The sequence below is a fragment of the Rhizobium sp. rho-13.1 genome (assembly GCF_007000305.1).
Classification (GTDB): domain Bacteria; phylum Pseudomonadota; class Alphaproteobacteria; order Rhizobiales; family Rhizobiaceae; genus Rhizobium; species Rhizobium rhododendri.
Map to the genome: position 1 here is coordinate 862,677 of NZ_SCFL01000001.1, position 17,070 is coordinate 879,746.

General features: G+C 61.5%; 15 protein-coding genes. 10 read left to right on the top strand and 5 right to left on the bottom strand.

Annotated features, from left to right (window positions below):
- The first annotated feature begins 93 nt into the window (after positions 1–93).
- The 4 genes from EQW76_RS04365 (at position 94) to EQW76_RS04380 (ending at position 4,209) form a co-directional block, all read left to right on the top strand.
- On the top strand, positions 94–969 hold the full coding sequence (locus EQW76_RS04365; protein WP_142823207.1) for a DMT family transporter: 876 nt from the start codon (positions 94–96) through the stop codon (positions 967–969).
- 83 nt (positions 970–1,052) lie between these two features.
- Complete coding sequence (locus EQW76_RS04370) at positions 1,053–2,264, top strand: pyrophosphate--fructose-6-phosphate 1-phosphotransferase (RefSeq protein ID WP_142823208.1); 1,212 nt, start codon at positions 1,053–1,055, stop codon at positions 2,262–2,264.
- 57 nt (positions 2,265–2,321) lie between these two features.
- Entirely contained in the window at positions 2,322–2,957 is a 636-nt protein-coding gene (locus EQW76_RS04375) for a LysE family translocator (RefSeq protein WP_142823209.1), read from the top strand.
- A gap of 112 nt (positions 2,958–3,069) precedes the next feature.
- Complete coding sequence (locus EQW76_RS04380) at positions 3,070–4,209, top strand: lytic transglycosylase domain-containing protein (RefSeq protein WP_142823210.1); 1,140 nt, start codon at positions 3,070–3,072, stop codon at positions 4,207–4,209.
- An 8-nt stretch (positions 4,210–4,217) separates the two neighbouring features.
- Here the strand turns inward: EQW76_RS04380 and EQW76_RS04385 are convergent, their stop codons facing one another.
- The gene (locus EQW76_RS04385; protein WP_224127802.1) at positions 4,218–5,552 is read right to left on the bottom strand and encodes a serine hydrolase; all 1,335 of its coding nucleotides are present in this window, start codon (positions 5,550–5,552) and stop codon (positions 4,218–4,220) included.
- Between the two features lie 219 nt (positions 5,553–5,771).
- Between EQW76_RS04385 and EQW76_RS04390 the strand changes: the two genes are divergently transcribed.
- From EQW76_RS04390 to EQW76_RS04415, 6 genes are all read left to right on the top strand, one after another.
- Positions 5,772–7,019, top strand: a complete 1,248-nt coding sequence (locus EQW76_RS04390; RefSeq protein ID WP_142823212.1) for a DUF3419 family protein — start codon at positions 5,772–5,774, stop codon at positions 7,017–7,019.
- Entirely contained in the window at positions 7,016–7,690 is a 675-nt protein-coding gene (locus tag EQW76_RS04395; protein ID WP_142823213.1) for a class I SAM-dependent methyltransferase, read from the top strand. The genes EQW76_RS04390 and EQW76_RS04395 overlap by 4 nt, the downstream gene beginning before the upstream one ends.
- Positions 7,691–7,825: 135 nt before the next feature.
- Positions 7,826–8,617 carry a GH25 family lysozyme gene (locus tag EQW76_RS04400; protein ID WP_142823214.1) on the top strand — a complete coding sequence of 264 codons (792 nt, stop codon included), beginning with the start codon at positions 7,826–7,828 and terminating at the stop codon, positions 8,615–8,617.
- 78 nt (positions 8,618–8,695) lie between these two features.
- Positions 8,696–9,925, top strand: coding sequence for a lytic murein transglycosylase (locus EQW76_RS04405; protein ID WP_142823215.1), 1,230 nt, complete (start codon positions 8,696–8,698; stop codon positions 9,923–9,925).
- A gap of 231 nt (positions 9,926–10,156) precedes the next feature.
- Positions 10,157–10,747, top strand: coding sequence for an AAA family ATPase (locus EQW76_RS04410; RefSeq protein ID WP_142823216.1), 591 nt, complete (start codon positions 10,157–10,159; stop codon positions 10,745–10,747).
- A gap of 158 nt (positions 10,748–10,905) precedes the next feature.
- The gene (locus tag EQW76_RS04415; RefSeq protein WP_142823217.1) at positions 10,906–11,826 is read left to right on the top strand and encodes a DMT family transporter; all 921 of its coding nucleotides are present in this window, start codon (positions 10,906–10,908) and stop codon (positions 11,824–11,826) included.
- 373 nt (positions 11,827–12,199) lie between these two features.
- Here EQW76_RS04415 and metF read toward each other — a convergent pair whose 3' ends face one another.
- From metF to EQW76_RS04435, 4 genes are all read right to left on the bottom strand, one after another.
- Positions 12,200–13,105 (bottom strand): methylenetetrahydrofolate reductase [NAD(P)H], encoded by a 906-nt coding sequence (gene metF / locus EQW76_RS04420; RefSeq protein ID WP_142823218.1) that lies wholly within the window; start codon positions 13,103–13,105, stop codon positions 12,200–12,202.
- Position 13,106: 1 nt separating this feature from the next.
- On the bottom strand, positions 13,107–14,132 hold the full coding sequence (locus EQW76_RS04425) for a metalloregulator ArsR/SmtB family transcription factor (protein ID WP_142823219.1): 1,026 nt from the start codon (positions 14,130–14,132) through the stop codon (positions 13,107–13,109).
- 178 nt (positions 14,133–14,310) lie between these two features.
- A complete protein-coding gene (gene ettA, locus EQW76_RS04430; protein ID WP_142823220.1) occupies positions 14,311–15,960 on the bottom strand; it encodes an energy-dependent translational throttle protein EttA in 1,650 nt (549 codons plus the stop codon).
- A 200-nt stretch (positions 15,961–16,160) separates the two neighbouring features.
- Positions 16,161–16,910: a ribonuclease gene (locus EQW76_RS04435; RefSeq protein ID WP_142823221.1), complete on the bottom strand. Its 750-nt coding sequence runs from the start codon at positions 16,908–16,910 to the stop codon at positions 16,161–16,163.
- Positions 16,911–17,070: the final 160 nt, after the last annotated feature.

Genomic DNA, 17,070 nt, shown 5'->3' on the forward strand with positions numbered 1-17,070 from the left:
CATCGGTTTCGATGTTGCCCGCATAAGTCAAATGAATTGGACAGGGGCGCTCCGGCCTGTAAGCGCTGGCGTCACCCTTATCCCGGAGCCACCATGCCCTTTGCAGACCGACCGCAGCTTCTTGGCCTCGCCCTCGGGCTGATCGGCGTCCTCATTTTCAGTGCAACGCTGCCTTTCACCCATATTGCACTGGAAGGTTTCTCCCCGGCCTTCATTACCTTCGGCCGCGCGCTGGTCGCCTCCGCTGCCGCCATCGTGACGCTGCTCGTCCTGCGCCGACCGCTGCCGCGCGGTCACTTCGGTCAGTTGTTCGCTGCCGGCCTCTGCGTTGTCTTCGCCTTTCCCGGTTTTTCGTCAATCGCCATGCAGACCATCCCGGCAAGCCACGGCGCCGTCGTCCTCGGCCTGCTGCCGCTGTTGACGGCGATCTTTGCCGCCATCATCGACGGCGAGCGACCCGGGATCCTGTTCTGGATCTGCGGCGTCATCGGCGCCACCCTGGTCGTCAGCTTCTCGGTGACGCAAAACGGTTTCCAGATGCAGCCCGGCGACCTCTGGCTGTTTGCCGCCGCGGTCATCGTGGCGCTCGGCTATGTCCTGCTCGGCAGGCTTTCGCGCAGCCTGTCGGGCTGGGAGGCAATCTGCTGGGCGCTGGTCGTGACCCTGCCGATCTCGCTCATCGGTACCGCCATGACAGCCTCGAACGGTTTTCACGCGCCAACGGTGACAGCGTGGGGCGCCTTTGCCTATCTCGGGTTGATGTCGATGTTTGCCGGCTTTCTCTTCTGGAATGCGGGGCTTGCGATCGGCGGCATCGGCCGCGTGGCCCAGGTCCAGCTGATGCAGACCTTCTTCACGCTCGGCATTTCCGCCCTCCTCCTTGGCGAGCATGTCGGGCTGGAGACCGTGGGCTTCGCGATGCTGGTCGCCTTCGTCGTCTGGCTCGGCCGCAAAGCACGCCATTCGTAAATTCTTTACTTTACAGCCCTCCCCACCTGTCGCATCCATCAGGCAACACCGAGTTGATGCACTGACCTTGCAAGGAGGCAACCATGGCCAGACAGAAAGTCGCAATGCTCACCGCCGGAGGGCTCGCGCCCTGCTTGTCGTCCGCTGTTGGCGGGCTGATAGAGCGCTACACGGACATCGCGCCCGACATCGAGTTGATTGCCTATCGCTCCGGCTACCAAGGTGTCCTGACGGCCGACCGAATCGAAATCACCCCCGCCATGCGTGAAAAGGCGCACCTGCTGCATCGCTATGGCGGATCGCCGATTGGCAACAGCCGCGTCAAGCTCACCAACGCCGCCGACCTCGTCAAGCGTGGGATGGTGAAGGAAGGCGAGAACCCGTTGCGTGTCGCTGCAGAACGGCTGGCATCCGACGGCGTCACCATCCTCCACACCATCGGCGGAGACGATACAAACACGACGGCAGCCGATCTCGCTGCCTACCTCGGCGCCAACGGCTACAACCTCACCGTCGTCGGACTGCCGAAGACGGTCGATAACGACGTCGTGCCGATCCGGCAGTCGCTTGGCGCCTGGACGGCAGCCGAAGTCGGCGCCCACTTCTTCGATAATGTCAGCAACGAGCAAACGGCGGCACCGCGCTCGCTGGTCATCCATGAGGTCATGGGCCGCAGCTGCGGCTGGCTGACGGCAGCAACGGCGCGCGCCTACATCCAGAAGACCAGCGCCAACGAATATGTCGATGGCATGATGACCAACGCCGCGATGAAGAGTATCGACGGTCTCTACCTGCCGGAGATGGCTTTCGACATCCATTCCGAGGCCGCCAGGCTGAAAGAGATGATGGACAAGAACGGCCATGTGACGCTCTTCGTCTCCGAAGGTGCCTGTGTCGATGCCATCATCGCCGAGCGCGAAGCTGCCGGCGAAAACATCAAGCGCGATGCCTTCGGCCACGTGAAGCTCGACAGCATCAATGTCGGCAACTGGTTCCAGAAGCAGTTTGCAGCCCTGCTCGATGCCGATCGGTCCATGGTCCAGAAATCCGGCTATTTCGCCCGCTCGGCGCCGGCCAATATCGACGATCTCAGGCTGATCCAGGGCATGGTCGACCTCGCAGTCGAAAGCGCCCTCAACAAGGTCTCCGGCGTCACCGGCCATGACGAAGGCCAGGGCGGAAAGCTGCGTACAATCGAGTTCCCGCGCATCAAGGGCGGCAAGAAGTTCGACATGTCGGCAAAGTGGTTCGGCGAAGTGATGGACCACATTGGCCAGCAATACCGCGAAGGATGATTGACGAAGCGTGAAGACGGTGTCTTCGCTGGTGGCGGATGGGATGAGGATGATTCGATGTCCGTTGAAACCTGGCTTGCCTTCGCCGCCGCTTCTGCCGTCATGCTGGCTATCCCCGGCCCGACGATCCTGTTGGTGATATCGTATGCGCTTGGCCACGGCCGGCGCACGACGGTCGCAACCGTTGCCGGGGTGACGCTCGGCGACTTCACCGCGATGACCGCCTCGCTTGCCGGCCTCGGTGCCCTGCTGGCAACTTCGGCAGGCCTGTTCACGGTGCTCAAACTGATCGGCGCAGGCTACCTGATGTTTCTCGGCATCAAGCTCTGGCGCGCCCCTGTCGTGACCGGCCCGATGGGCGACAACGATAACCTTCCCGAGGAAAGATCGTCCAAGATTTTCCTGCACGCCTATGTTGTAACGGCACTCAATCCTAAAAGTATCATCTTCTTTATTGCCTTCGTTCCGCAGTTCCTCGACCTCGGCAAGCCGTTCTTGCCGCAAACCCTTATCCTGGAAGCAACTTTCCTCGTCCTCGCAGCCCTCAATGCGTTTCTCTATGGCCTGCTGGCCGACGTTGCGCGCGGCTACATCCGCAAGGCCAGCGTGCAGCGCGCGGTCAACAGGACAGGGGGAACGTTGCTGATTGCGGCCGGCGCCGTCACGGCCGGATACCGGCGAATGGCGGCTTAGTCGCCGTCCCACCTTGCGGGGCTGTCACGAATAGGTTAATTGGCGTTCATAATTTAATTCCCCTGTGACCGAATTGCATCGCAGGTGGAACGCAATTTTCGAAAGAGACAGCATGATAGCCAGCGGATTTACGAGCCTGAAGCGCAGCGTCGCCGTCTCGGCAATCCTTTGCGGTGGCCTCGCCGGTTGTGCCACCCAGCAGCAGACATCCCAGGCAGATCTCTCTCATACGACGACAAACGTCCCCCACCCGACATCGACGGCACAAGTTTCCACAACAGCAACGCCCGGTTCCACGACGGCGATTGTGTCGCAGGCCCAGCCACAGGCGACAGCGACCCTTTCGAAATCCGGCCGCCTGCCAGGGACCGAGACAGCTGCGGCGATAGGCCCACGCCTGCCGGCCGACCAGGCCTCGAATATGCAGGACCGCATGGGGCAACCTGCTGGAAAATCCGGCAAGGGCAGCGAGGCGCAGGTCGCCATTGCTTCGGTCACCGGCGCTCCTGCGGCAAATACCTCGGCGTCCGCCGCCTATGCCTCTTCAGACGATATGCTAATCCCGTCAGTGGTTGCCATTCCCACACCCAATCCTTCCCGCCCCGGGGATCTCACGCAGACCCCGGCCTTGAGCTCGGCGCTGGTTGAAAGCGGCAACGCTATCCCGATGACGCCGGAAATGGTAGCGATCCAGGCAGTCGTGCCGACACCACGCCCGGGCGAAGCCAGCCCCTTCACCGCGACGCAGGTTGCCTATGCCGCCCCCTCTCAGGCTGCAAACCTCAGCTACGCGGACAACCGTCTTCATTACGACTTCAACTTCGACACGACAGGCCCGAGCATCGTACCTGCCGTTCTGGAAGAGAGAAGCGATGACAATGTGTCCTCCGAGGAAAAGGGCCACATCACCACGCTGATCGAGAAATATGCGAAACTCTATCAGGTGCCGGCAGCACTAATCCACCGCGTCGTGCACCGAGAAAGCCGCTATGATCCAAAGGCTTTCAACAATCGCGGCTATTTCGGCCTGATGCAAATCAAGTACAACACGGCAAAATCCATGGGCTACGACGGCCCAGCCTCCGGCCTTTTCGATGCCGAGACCAACATCAAGTATGCCGCAAAGTATCTGCGCGGTGCATGGATGGTGGCCGACAACAAGCTCGACACCGCAGTCGCCCTTTACGCGCGTGGCTATTACTACGATGCCAAGAACAAGGGCATGACCAACGTCGCCAACGGAAACTACTGAGGTTCCCGTCAGGTTTTTACAATTTTGAGCGCATCGACGATCTTTTGCACAAGAATCTGAGGCCGATAGTTCAATTCGTCCGGAGTAAGTCCGAGGCGAACGACAACGATATTGGCCGACGGCACGATCGCAACGCTCTGCCCGTCATGACCAACCAGCCAGAACGTATCCAGCGGCAATCCGAAATGCCGGCTTCCACCGCCCGGGGCTGACAACCACGCCTGGCCTTGGGTGAATATTCCGTTGGATGCTTTCGTCGGCGTCCGCATCGCGCCCACGAAGCCCTCCGGTAGCAACCGCTGCCCGTGCCAGACGCCATCCTGAAGCAGGAATTGCCCAAACCGCGCCCAGTCCCTGGCCGTCGCGTAGAGATAGGATCCGCCGACAAGGGTGCCGTGCTCGTCGGCCTCCAGCACGGCGCTCGACATGCCGAGCGGGGCAAACAGGGCATCGTGGGGGTAGTCCCGGGCCGCGTGCTGATTGTCGAACCTGTTCATCCAGATCCGCGACAGCAGCACCGCTGTCCCCGTGGAATAATGAAATTCCTGCTTTGGAGGAGAGACCTGCGGCGCACTTGCAGCCATCGCCGCCATGTCCGGCTCCAGGAAGAGCATCCGCGTCACATCTGTGACCGAGCCATAGGATTCGTTGAAGGCAAGGCCGCTTTCCATCGCCAGGAGGTTTGCCACCGTGATCTTCGATCGACCGTCGCCGTGCCATTCCGGAAGCAGGTCGGCATCATCGAAGGACATCCGCCGCGCCTGCATGAGGCGCCCGATAATCGCTGAATTGACAGTCTTGGTCATCGACCAGCCGAGCAGCGGCATGCCGGCATCGAAGCCTTTGCCATAGCTTTCGGCTACCAGCCTGCCATCCTTGATGACCACGATCGCCCGCATCCCGGGCCCGCCAACGGCAGGATCCTTGATCACATCCGCAATAGCGGCATTGGGTTCGCCGGCTGCGTTATCGCCATCCGGCCAGTCGGCATCCCGTCCCGTCACGACCGGAACGCGAGGCATCGACAAATGTGCGGCCATCTTCATGTCCCCGTCGGGCACGCTGGCGCAACCGAGCGGCCCGCGATAGACGGCTAAATTGGGAGCGAACAGGCCGAGCATCCGGGCAGAGACGACGCCCTCGTCACGGGAAATGGAGAGGCGAACGAGCCTCAGCGCCGGATTGCCGGGCGCCTGCACATCTTCGGAGAGAATAACCTGGGGATCCCGGCCCGAAATGAAGACGCCGGAACAGACTATCTTGGCGGCATAGCCATCGGCAACCCTCAGCAGATCGGGGGGTGCGATGGCGAGCCAGGCGGCGGCACCCGCCACGCCCGCCATCACGAACCCCGCCAATCGCAGCCCGATCTTCGCTCTCAAACGCATCTCATGTCTCCGCCAGTTTGACGACGAAACAAGCAGCAAAGTCGGCAGCGATCAAGAGGTGACCTATCAATAGACCGAGAGGGCCATGCTGGCCGCTGCCCTGCCGCGCCGGCCTGTCACGCGGCTGTAGCACTGCCGCGTTACATGCGCCGAACCGCAACGGGGTGACGAATCATGACGGAATTCGCTTCGGACAGCAGCTTCCCGAAGAACAGGAAGATCAAGGACGCGCTCCTCCAGCACAAGGCGCTGTCAAAGGCCGGCTTTTCCGAGCGCCTGTTCGGCCTTCTGTTTTCCGGCCTCGTCTATCCGCAGATCTGGGAAGACCCGGATGTCGACATGGAAGCAATGGAACTCCGTCCACACCACCGCATCGTCACAATCGGCTCCGGCGGCTGCAACATGCTCGCCTACCTCTCGCAGAACCCGGCCTCCATCGACGTCGTCGATCTCAATCCGCACCATATCGCGCTGAACAGGCTGAAGCTCGCCGCCTTCCGGCTGCTGCCCGGCCACGGCGATGTCGTCCGCTTCTTCGGCACGCCGGATGTCGGCGTCAACAGCCAGGCATTCGATCGCTTCATCGCCCCCGGCCTCGATGAGGCGACCGGCGCCTACTGGAACGGCCGCGACATGCTCGGCCGTCGCCGCGTCACGGTGTTCAACCGCAACATCTACCGCACCGGCCTGCTTGGCCGCTTTATCGGCGCCGCCCATCTGCTCGGCCGCCTGCACGGCGTCAAGTTTGCAAAGCTTACGGAAGCCCGCACCCTGCAGGAGCAGCGCCAGTTCTTCGATACCGAGATCTCGCCGGTCTTCGAGCGGCGCATGGTGCGCTGGCTGCTTGGTCGCAAGAGCTCACTGTTCGGCCTCGGTATTCCCCCGCAGCAATACGACGAACTGGCAAGCCTTGCCGGCGACGGCTCCATCGCTGCGGTCCTGAAGTACCGGCTGGAAAAGCTCATCTGCCATTTCCCGATGAGCGAAAACTATTTCGCCTGGCAGGCCTTCGCCCGTCGCTATCCCGAAGCCGACAAGGGGCCCCTGCCGACCTACCTCAGACCGGAACACTTTGCAGCGATCCGGGCCAATGCAGAGCGCGTCACCGTCCATCATCTGAACTTCACCGAGTTGCTCGCCACCAAGCAGGCAGCGTCGATGGATCGCTATGTGCTTCTCGACGCGCAGGACTGGATGAACGATGCCCAGCTCAACGAGCTCTGGGCCGAGATCAGCCGCACAGCGGCACCGGGCGCCCGGGTCATTTTCCGCACGGCCGCCGAGAAAAGCATCATCGAGGGTCGCCTGTCGCCCGCCATCCGCGACCAGTGGGAATATGTCGAGGAGCGCTCGCACGCCCTCAACGCTCGAGACCGCTCGGCCATCTATGGCGGCTTCCACATCTACGGTAAAAAGCCATGAGCCGCGTCGAGGCCGGCCCGGAGCCTGAAGTCGGCGGCCATGCCGGCCTGATGGACGGCATGTACCGCTACCAGCGGCACATCTACGACCTGACGCGCAAATACTACCTGTTCGGCCGCGACCGCACGATCAACCACCTCAACATGCCCTTCGGCGGCTCGCTGCTGGAAGTCGGCTGCGGCACCGGCCGCAACCTGCTCTACGCCCACCGCCGTTTCCCGTCCGCCCGGCTCTTCGGCCTCGATATCTCGCAGGAGATGCTGATATCGGCCCGGGCGAGCTTTCGCGGGATATCGCCGATGCCGGATTTCAAGGTTGCCGATGCGACCAGCTTCAAGGCACAGGATTTCGGCACCGAGGGTTTCGACCGGATCATGATCTCCTACGCGCTGTCGATGATCCCCGACTGGAAAGCCGCGATCGACGCCGCAATCGATGCCCTGAAGCCCGGTGGTGAGCTGCATATCGTCGACTTCGGCCAGCAGCAGCGCCTGCCCGGCTGGTTCCGCAAGGGGTTGCAGTCGTGGCTGCGAAGCTTCCATGTGACACCCCGCGCAGACCTTCAGGCCGTGCTCGAAGAGCGCTGCAACAGGCTGGGCGCCAGGCTTTCGGTTGAAGATATCGGCCGCGGCTATGCGATACGGGCAGTTATTGTGACGGCGCGCGCATAATTAGCTTGAAGATAACGCATTTTTTACGTTGATATGATGAAAACGGCTTCAGTGCCTTTTCCGCCACGGCTGCGATTCGTCGGCCGAAAACTTGAACTTGGGCAGAATAACACCTCACCTGGATACGGGACGCCCATGCGCCGGCTTTTGTTATGTTTACTGCCGTTGGTCCTGCTGCTGAGCGGCTGCAATTCGAGCTATGACTTCATGGAGACGAAGTCGATACCGAAATCCCGCTTCCGCGATACCAAGCCGCAGGATTTCGGCGCCGACCATCCGCAACTGCACCCCATCCACGGCATCGATATTTCCAAATGGCAGGGCGACATCGACTGGCGGACGGTCAAGTCGTCCGGCGTAGCCTTCGCCTTCATCAAGGCGACCGAAGGCAAGGATATCGTCGACACCAAGTTCCAGGAATATTCGAGCGAGGCCCGCGCTGCCGGCATCCCGAGCGCGCCGTACCATTTCTACTATTTCTGCTCTTCCGCCGACGAGCAGGCCGACTGGTTTATCCGCAACGTGCCGAAATCGGCCATGGTGCTGCCGCCGGTGCTCGATGTTGAATGGAACGCGGAATCCAAAACCTGCCGCCTGCGCCCCGATGCGGTTACCGTACGGGCGCAACTGCAGCGCTTCATGGACCGCCTCGAGGCCTATTATCACATGCGGCCGATCATCTACACGTCCGTCGATTTTCACCGCGACAACCTCGTCGGCTACTTCAAGGACTACCACTTCTGGGTCCGCTCGGTCGCCAAGCATCCCGGCGTCACCTATGCCGATCGCCGCTGGGCCTTCTGGCAATATACCTCGACCGGCGTCATCCCGGGCATCAAGGGGCCGACGGACATCAACGTCTTTGCCGGCAACGAAAAGAACTGGCGGAACTGGGTCGAGGCGGTCACGAAGCTCAAGAATTCTTGAAGCCAGCGCCATTTCCTTCTTGCATCGAAGCTCATGTTCTGGGAAAGCGACCTCATCCGTAAGCAACGAGGACCGCCCATGGACCGCTTCAACGCTCGACGCACTGCACTCGCGATGATCTTCGCATCAACAATGGCAGGTGCTGCCGCGGCCCAGACGAGCGCCCCGGCCCCGCAGAACCCGACACCGGCAGCCGCCTGCGGCGGTGACCTCTCCACATTTCTCGAAGGCGTCAAGGCCGATGCGATCAATGCAGGCGTAACCCCGGAAGCCGCCGAAAAGACGGTCGCCGGCGCCCAGATCGACCCCAAGGTCCTCGCCCGCGACCGCGCCCAGGGCGTCTTCAAGCAGACCTTCCTCGAATTCTCGCAGCGCACCGTCAGCCAGGCGCGCCTCGATATCGGCCGCAAGAAGATGGCGCAGTACGCCGACGTCTTCGCGCGCGCCGAGAAGGAACATGGCGTGCCGGCCGGCGTCATCACCGCCTTCTGGGCCATGGAAACCGACTTCGGTGCCGTGCAGGGCGATTTCAACACCCGCAACGCTCTCGTCACGCTCGCCCATGACTGCCGCCGCCCGGACCGCTTCCGCGAACAGCTGATCGCGCTCAGTGAACTCGTCCAGCGCAACGATGTCGAACCTGCAACGACCCAGGGCGCCTGGGCTGGCGAGATCGGCCAGACGCAGCTGCTGCCAAAGACCATCATCGCTTATGGCGAGGACGGCGATGGCGACGGCCTGGTAAAATTGCGCGAGAGCGCCCCGGACGTCATCCTGACGACTGCCAACTTCCTGCAGTCGCTGGGCTTCCAGCGCGGCCAGCCCTGGCTCCAGGAGGTGACGCTTCCGGCGACGCTTCCATATGAAAAATCAGGCATCGGTGGCACCATGACCGCCGCCGACTGGTTCGCCCTCGGTGTCAAGCCACGCGACGGCAACACCTCCTTCGGCAATCTGGTCTCTGCGCTGATCCTGCCGCAGGGCCGCTTCGGCCCGGCCTTCCTCACCTACCCCAATTTCAACGTCTACCTCGCATGGAACCAGTCGTTCATCTACACGACGTCGGCCGCCTATCTCGCAACCCGCTTCGCAGGCGCTCCGACCTATAACAAGGGCACGCCCGAGAAGGGCCTGAGCGACACCGACATGCGTGCGCTCCAGACCAAGCTTAAGGCGCACGGCTACGACGTCGGCGAGATCGACGGTATCCTCGGCTCCGGCACCCGCATTGCCATCCAGAAAGAACAGTTCCGCCTCGGCCTCCCCGCCGACGGCTGGGCCACGGAAGCGCTGCTGAACGCGCTCTGAGGACGGAGACTGCCGAGGAATACGGGGGCGGCTCTGAAGGTCGCCCTTGGAATGACTGTCGGCATCAATGCGCGAGTACCTACACATCAAGTTTCAGCAGCCTTCGCCTTGGAGACGTCAGAGGGTTGGTAGGCAGACTTCATCCAAGACCGGCGACTTCACGGCATCGAAAAGATCAGGCACAAAGCTCGCGGCTTCACTGGAATTTTCCAACTGTCGAAACAGGAACGCATGGGCATTTTGATTTCCGGCAGTTCCAACGTAGGCAAGACGACATTGGCGACACGCCTTGCCCGCCAGCTTGGATGTGACATGATTTCAACGGATAGCCTCGCCCGTCATCCCGGGCGCCCTTGGCCGGAGGTACGGCCGCCTGTCGCTGAATATTATTCACGGCTTTCCGATGAGACCATCTATTGGTTTCTAAGGGTTCATCACGAAAACATCTGGCCGGCAATACGGCAGCAGATTGACGCCAGGGTCCATGCCAGAACACCTTTTATAATCGAAGGCTCTGCACTTCGCCCCGAGTTTATAGCTCCGCTTGTCTCTAACGAAATATCTCCTGTTTTCCTGTATGCTGACAACGACCTCCTTAGGGAAAGAATGCGATCCGAGGCCGAATATGCCCAGCGCGATCAAGCTGGACGCAGCATCATCGACAAATTCATAGACCGATCCTTGCGCGACAATTCGGAAATGCACCTCGCCGCTCGCAGCCATGACATCACCATCGTCGACACCTCAGACGCCGTCGCCGTATCCAATCTGTGTGACGAGCTCGTAAGGCGGGAGCTCAGTGCAAGCTCACGACAATCCTGAGTTTCCCAATAAAGCGGGGGATTGTTTAGGATCTCCTCACCGCCCCCCTTCACCACCACCCACGCCCCCAAACCAACACCCCTTGCACGGCAAGCGGGAATCGGGTGGATGCGGTGGCGGGAGCTGCGATTGTGTTGCTTTGGACTGGAGGAGCCGGGATGGAAGCTGACAATCGCATGAATGCGCTGACCTGGGGGCTGCTTGTGCTCCTCAGCCTGATCTGGGGCGGGTCTTTCTTCTTTGCGCGTATCGCTGTGCACGATGTACCGCCGTTCACGCTGGTCTTCCTGCGGCTGATTTTGGCCGCCGCGGCGCTGCATCTCTATATCGGTGGCCGATACGGTATCTACGGCCTGCTGCGCAGCCACTGGCGGCAATTCTTGCTGCTCGGGCTGATCAACAACGCCATCCCCCACGCCATGATCTTTCTCGGCGAGACCGAGATTGGCGCCGGCCTTGCCTCGGTGCTGAACGCCACGACGCCGATCTGGACGGTCATCGTCGCCCATTACGCGACGCAGGACGAGAAGCCCGGTCGGGCGAAAATCATCGGCTGCTTCGTCGGGCTGATAGGCACCGTCGTGCTGGTGGGGCCGGGAGCGCTGGATGCCGCAGGTGCGCCGCTCTGGGCGCTGCTGTTGCCCATCGTCGCCGCCATGTCCTATGGCCTTGCCGGCGTCTATTCCAAGCGCTTCAAGGGCATCCCCGCGCCGGTGACCGCCGCAGGCCAGCTGACCGGCTCGTCGCTCATCATGCTGCCGGTTTCGCTGCTGGTCGATCAACCCTGGACGCTCGCCATGCCGCCGATGCAGACGATTGCTGCCATTGTCGCCCTGGCCCTTCTGTCGACCGCCTTCGCCTACATTCTCTATTTCCGCATCATGACGCTTGCCGGCGCCACCAACACGTCGTTGGTCACCTTGCTGGTTCCACCGAGCGCTATCCTGTTAGGATTCGTCTTCCTGGGAGAGCGGCTCGGCGCCACCCAGGTGGCCGGCATGCTGCTGATCGGGCTCGGCCTTGTTATCCTCGACGGACGGCTTTTTTCGCGCAGCAGACCGTCGGCAGCAAAGACCTGAGCCACGCCATGGCGTTAATCTGGCGTTAGCATTCGTAAAGAAATACACAATTATTTTGACGTTTAGAATCAACGGCTAACGACAAAACATTAGCGAATCTCGCACAGCCCGCTGCGGTGCAGTATGGAAATCGCTTTCGGGCGACATATTTGTGACATAGGCTTTAAGGGTTAACGGAGGAGGCAGACCATGGGACTGACGCAATCCATCAACGTCCTTCTGATCAGTGCAGCATTTATGTTCGTCGTGACGATGCTATTCATCTGAGACGCCGCTCGCGGCTCGCCGCGACCGGAAATGCAGGCTTCTCTAAGCTTAACATGTGGGTTTGAAATGAGCGCCGGTCCTGAAAAGGCCGGCGCTTTTTCGTGGTTCAAGCAGCAGCGCCGGCCGCCTCTGCGATCTTCGTGCGCTTGAAACCCAGCCGCTCGAGCACGGCGCCGACCAGAGGAGCGCGGTTCATCGTGTAGAGATGAAATTCCCGGTGGCCGCGACGCACGAGGTCCTCGATCTGCTCTGCCGCGACATCGGCCGCCACCTTGGCCCGCTCTTCAGGCTTGTCGTCGAGCCCGGCAAAGCGTTCGTCCAGATAGGACGGGATACTAGTGCCGCACATGCCGGCAAAGCGCTTCAGCTGCGTCAGGTTCTGGATCGGCATGATGCCCGGCAGCACGGGAATGGCGATACCAGCCGCCCGCACCCGCTCCATGTAGGTCTCGAAGACGTCATTGTCGAAAAAGAACTGGGTCAGGGCACGGTCGGCGCCGTTGTCGGCCTTGCGCTTCAGCATGTCGATATCGGCAGCCGTGTCGCGGCTTTCCGGGTGCTTCTCCGGATAGGCAGACACCGAGATCTCGAAATCGCCGATATCGCGCAAGCCCGCCACCAGCGCTGCGGCATTCTCGTAGCCGCCGGGATGTGGCTGGTAAGCGGTGCCGATGCCGCCGGGCGGATCGCCGCGAAGGGCAACGAAGTGCCTGACGCCGGCCGCACGCAACTCATCGACGACCCGGTGTGTGTCTTCGCGCGTGGCACTGACGCAGGTGAGATGCGAGGCAGTCGGCAGTGGCGTCTCGGCGATCATCCTGCGCACGGTATTCAGCGTCGGCGCCTTGGTCGAACCGCCGGCCCCATAGGTGACGGAGACGAATTCGGGCTGCCATTCCGTCAGCTCCGTGATGGCGGCCCAAAGCTGGCCTTCCATGTCGGGTGTCTTTGGCGGAAAGAACTCGAAGGAGATGCTGACGTCGCTGCGCCCTGTGTCCGGTGTAGAAGTCATGTCAGGCCCTCTTTTCTGCGCGTAATGCTGGTTGACGGCTTTCACTGGTCGCGATCAGCAGGCGCGGATCGCGCGCCACCCAGATCGTTACCGTCAGATCCTCGCCACTCTGCTTTCCGGAATGAAGGTCCCTGACCTCCTCGAGCTCCAGTCCGGCCTTCTTCAACCACTCCTCCATCGTCGCGTGGCTGAAGCCGAGGCGGAGATGTGCATGGTCGTCGCGCAGGTATTCCAGCGCGTGCGGGGCGAGATCGACGATCACCAGCCGGCCGCCCGGCCGCAGCATGCGCGCCGCCTCGCCGATCGCAAGTTCCGGCTGGTAGAGAAAATGCAGTACCTGATGAATGGTGATCAGGTCGAAATCCTGCGCCTCGAGCGGCAGATTGAAGATATCCCCGTGCCGCACCGAGGCGGTTGTGATATTCGCCTTGTCGAGATTGGCCCGTGCGACTGCCAGCATGTCGCGGCTGGCATCGACGCCGATGGCGCGGCGGTAGACGCCGGACAGCAGCTGAAGCATGCGCCCCGTTCCCGTCCCGAGATCGAGAAACGTGTCGATCGGCCGGGTACCGATCAGCTGCTTCAGCGCAGCGTCGACATCCTCGTCGGCCACATGCAGACGGCGGAGCTCATCCCATTCGGCAGCGTTGTGGCTGAAATAGGCCTGGGCGCGCTCAGCGCGTACATGCTTCACCGAACCGAGACGTTCGCTGTCGCGCAGCAGGACAGGGTCACTCTCGTCGGCATGGCGCAGCAGCGTGCGGGCGAGATGCACGGCAGCACCATCCTGCTTCAGGCGGAAATAGGCCCAGGCGCCTTCCTGGTAGCGATCGATCAGGCCCGCCTCGCCCAGAAGCTTCAGATGCCGGGAAATACGCGGCTGGGATTGGCCGAGGATTTCGGTGAGGTCGGTGACCGTCAAATCGCCGGCGGCCAGCAGCGCCAGCAGCCGGAGCCGCGTCGGCTCGCCCGCTGCTTTCAGGACATCGACCAGCCCCTCGAGACCAAATTTAACAAGATCCGCCATACACTCACCCAATCAAGACATAAACATATCTTTATGTGATTGAGGGCAATGGCGCAAGTGGGAAATGGAAGGTCGCTACTGTCAGATGCGAGCCGGTGAACCGGCAGTTCAGGGCCGCAAATGAAACCCCCCGCGGCTGCGGGGGATCTCGAATTTGTGTAGCGCGCGCCGGTGGCGATCAGCGCGTCAGACGCTTGTAGGCCTGGCTGCTCGGGTTCAACGCATCGGCGCCGAGGCGGCGGATCTTGTCCTGCTCGTAGTCCTCGAAGTTGCCTTCGAACCATTCGACATGGCTGTCACCCTCGAAGGCGAGGATGTGGGTCGCCAGCCGGTCGAGGAACATGCGATCATGGCTGATGATGATGGCGCAGCCGGCAAAGGATTCCAGCGCGCTTTCCAGCGCACCGAGCGTTTCGGTATCGAGGTCGTTGGTCGGTTCGTCGAGAAGCAGCACGTTGCCGCCAGCCTTCAGCATCTTGGCAAGATGCACGCGGTTGCGCTGGCCGCCGGAAAGATTGCCGACCTTCTGCTGCTGGTCACCACCCTTGAAGTTGAACGCGCCACAATAAGCTCTTGAATTCATGTCGAACTTGCCGAGCTTGATGATTTCGGCGCCGCCCGAGATTTCTTCCCAGACGGTCTTCGAGCCATCCAGTGCATCGCGGCTCTGGTCGACATAGCCGAGTTGCACGGTGTCGCCGATGCGGATGGTGCCGGCATCGGGCTTTTCCTGGCCGGTGATCATCTTGAACAACGTCGTCTTGCCGGCGCCGTTCGGGCCGATGATGCCGACGATGCCACCGGGCGGCAGCTTGATCGACAAGTCCTTGATCAGCAGCTCGTCGCCGAACCCCTTGGAAACGTTCTCCATCTCGATGACAACCTGGCCGAGACGCTCGCTGACCGGGATGATGATCTGGGCGTCGCCGGGACGCTGCTTCTCGGCGGCATCGACCAGCTGTTCGTAGGACTTGATACGGGCTTTGGATTTAGCCTGGCGAGCCTTCGGGCTGGAGGCGATCCATTCCTGTTCGCGCGAGATCGCCTTCTGACGTCCTGCCTCTTCGCGGTTTTCCTGCTGCATGCGCTTTGCCTTGGCAAGCAGGTAGGCGGAGTAGTTGCCTTCATAAGGAATGCCGCGGCCACGGTCGAGCTCGAGGATCCAGCCGGTGACGTTGTCGAGGAAGTAGCGATCGTGGGTAATCATCATCACGGCGCCGGGATAGGCGCGCAGGTGCTTTTCGAGCCAGGCGATGGTCTCGGCATCCAGATGGTTGGTCGGTTCGTCGAGGAGCAGCAGGTCCGGCTGCGACAGTAGCAACCGGCAGAGCGCAACGCGACGGCGCTCACCGCCCGACAGGCTTGTGACTTCCGATTCAGGCGGCGGGCAACGGAGCGCATCCATCGCCATTTCGACCTGACTTTCGAGGTCCCATAGGTTCTGGCTGTCGATGATATCCTGGAGCTTCGAGCCTTCTTCGGCCGTCTCGTCGGAGTAGTTCATCATCAGTTCGTTGTAGCGCTCGAGCACGGCCGTCTTCTTGGCAACGCCTTCCATGACGTTTTCGCGCACCGTCTTGGTCTCGTCGAGATGCGGCTCCTGCTCGAGATAGCCAAGGGTCGCGCCTTCCGCGAGCCAGGCTTCCCCGGTGAATTCCTTGTCCAGGCCGGCGATGATCTTGAGAACGGTCGACTTACCCGCGCCGTTCGGGCCGAGGATGCCGATCTTGGCATCGGGGTAGAACGACAGGTTGACGTTCTCGAGGATTTTCTTGGCGCCGTAAGACTTGTTGAGTCCCGACATGTGATAGATGAATTGACGTGCCATTGCTGGGCTTCTCCTAGGCGCAAGAGATCTGGGTTTGAGCCGCTATGTAAGGGAAACCACGCCGCGCGGCAACGCCGAAACCGGCCTTTCGCCGCATTTGTCGACCATCGGGGTGACGCAATCAGCCAAACCGCCGACGTCCAAGCCTGACCCGCCGCTGACGATACCCATCGGACAACGCCACCGCGCAGTCAGAAATCCTAGCGGCCGACGGCCTGCACCAGACCTTCGCTGCAGCCGAACGCGGTACTACCGGCGCCCTGGATCAGCTTGCCCAGCCTCGGACCACTCTCGCCGGGCGATACCGCATCCTGCGACAAGCCGATGGTGAGCTCCGAAATCACCCGGGCGCTGCCGTTTCCGCGGCAGCTCATCTTGACGCGGTCACTGGCACCCTGGCCAAAACTTTTGTCGAATGCGGCCTTGATGCGTTCGGCATCCAGCGTCTTGCCGACGTTCGCCGCAAACAGCGCGCCGACGGCAGATGCGTTCAATTCATCGATCAGTGACACGGCAGTGCCGAAATAGGCGTCTGCCGAGAGTTTCGTGCAGGTTCCGTGCTTCAGCCACTCATGGCGCTCGAGGCCAGACTGCGTGCCCGGCATTGCCTTGCCGAGAGCGGCCTTGGTCGCCGCCGACAGTTCGACGGCAGGCAGGCTGTCCCAGCCATGACTGCGGTCGGCCTGTTGCAGCGCATCCGGCACACCGCAATAGTTCTGCCGCATCGGCCAGAGCCCGTGCAGCGAGAGGTGGGTGGCATCGAAGCCGTTGGCACTCTCGTCCCGGCACTCGGCTTTCTCAGCGTTGGTAGCGCAGAATGCCGGCTCCCAGCTGGTCGCAAGAATAAACCTAGTCTGTCCATCGCGCGCTTCGGCCGGAAGGGAGAGGCTGCCCAGCAAAACCGGCAGGCAGGAAAAAGCGGCCAGAAGCCTTAAAGAAACAACGCGCATGACAATCCACCCCAGGAACAATAAGAGAACAAGTAAGCAGATCGCATCTTCCGTCGCAAGCTGTAAATTCCCCACCGCCGGATTATCATTATCCTGTGCGCCTCCCCGAAGTTGCATTGCAAAGTTCCAGCCATTGCCGTCAGGTGCACCGATGCGAGGA

Bases quoted from the DNA above. Each gene is read 5' to 3' on its own strand.
- EQW76_RS04365 (WP_142823207.1), top strand. From the start codon at position 94: ATGCCCTTTGCAGACCGACCGCAGCTTCTTGGCCTCGCCCTCGGGCTG.
- EQW76_RS04370 (WP_142823208.1), top strand. From the start codon at position 1,053: ATGGCCAGACAGAAAGTCGCAATGCTCACCGCCGGAGGGCTCGCGCCC.
- EQW76_RS04375 (WP_142823209.1), top strand. From the start codon at position 2,322: ATGTCCGTTGAAACCTGGCTTGCCTTCGCCGCCGCTTCTGCCGTCATG.
- EQW76_RS04380 (WP_142823210.1), top strand. From the start codon at position 3,070: ATGATAGCCAGCGGATTTACGAGCCTGAAGCGCAGCGTCGCCGTCTCG.
- EQW76_RS04385 (WP_224127802.1), bottom strand. From the start codon at position 5,552: ATGGCGGGCGTGGCGGGTGCCGCCGCCTGGCTCGCCATCGCACCCCCC.
- EQW76_RS04390 (WP_142823212.1), top strand. From the start codon at position 5,772: ATGACGGAATTCGCTTCGGACAGCAGCTTCCCGAAGAACAGGAAGATC.
- EQW76_RS04395 (WP_142823213.1), top strand. From the start codon at position 7,016: ATGAGCCGCGTCGAGGCCGGCCCGGAGCCTGAAGTCGGCGGCCATGCC.
- EQW76_RS04400 (WP_142823214.1), top strand. From the start codon at position 7,826: ATGCGCCGGCTTTTGTTATGTTTACTGCCGTTGGTCCTGCTGCTGAGC.
- EQW76_RS04405 (WP_142823215.1), top strand. From the start codon at position 8,696: ATGGACCGCTTCAACGCTCGACGCACTGCACTCGCGATGATCTTCGCA.
- EQW76_RS04410 (WP_142823216.1), top strand. From the start codon at position 10,157: ATGGGCATTTTGATTTCCGGCAGTTCCAACGTAGGCAAGACGACATTG.
- EQW76_RS04415 (WP_142823217.1), top strand. From the start codon at position 10,906: ATGGAAGCTGACAATCGCATGAATGCGCTGACCTGGGGGCTGCTTGTG.
- metF (WP_142823218.1), bottom strand. From the start codon at position 13,105: ATGACTTCTACACCGGACACAGGGCGCAGCGACGTCAGCATCTCCTTC.
- EQW76_RS04425 (WP_142823219.1), bottom strand. From the start codon at position 14,132: ATGGCGGATCTTGTTAAATTTGGTCTCGAGGGGCTGGTCGATGTCCTG.
- ettA (WP_142823220.1), bottom strand. From the start codon at position 15,960: ATGGCACGTCAATTCATCTATCACATGTCGGGACTCAACAAGTCTTAC.
- EQW76_RS04435 (WP_142823221.1), bottom strand. From the start codon at position 16,910: ATGCGCGTTGTTTCTTTAAGGCTTCTGGCCGCTTTTTCCTGCCTGCCG.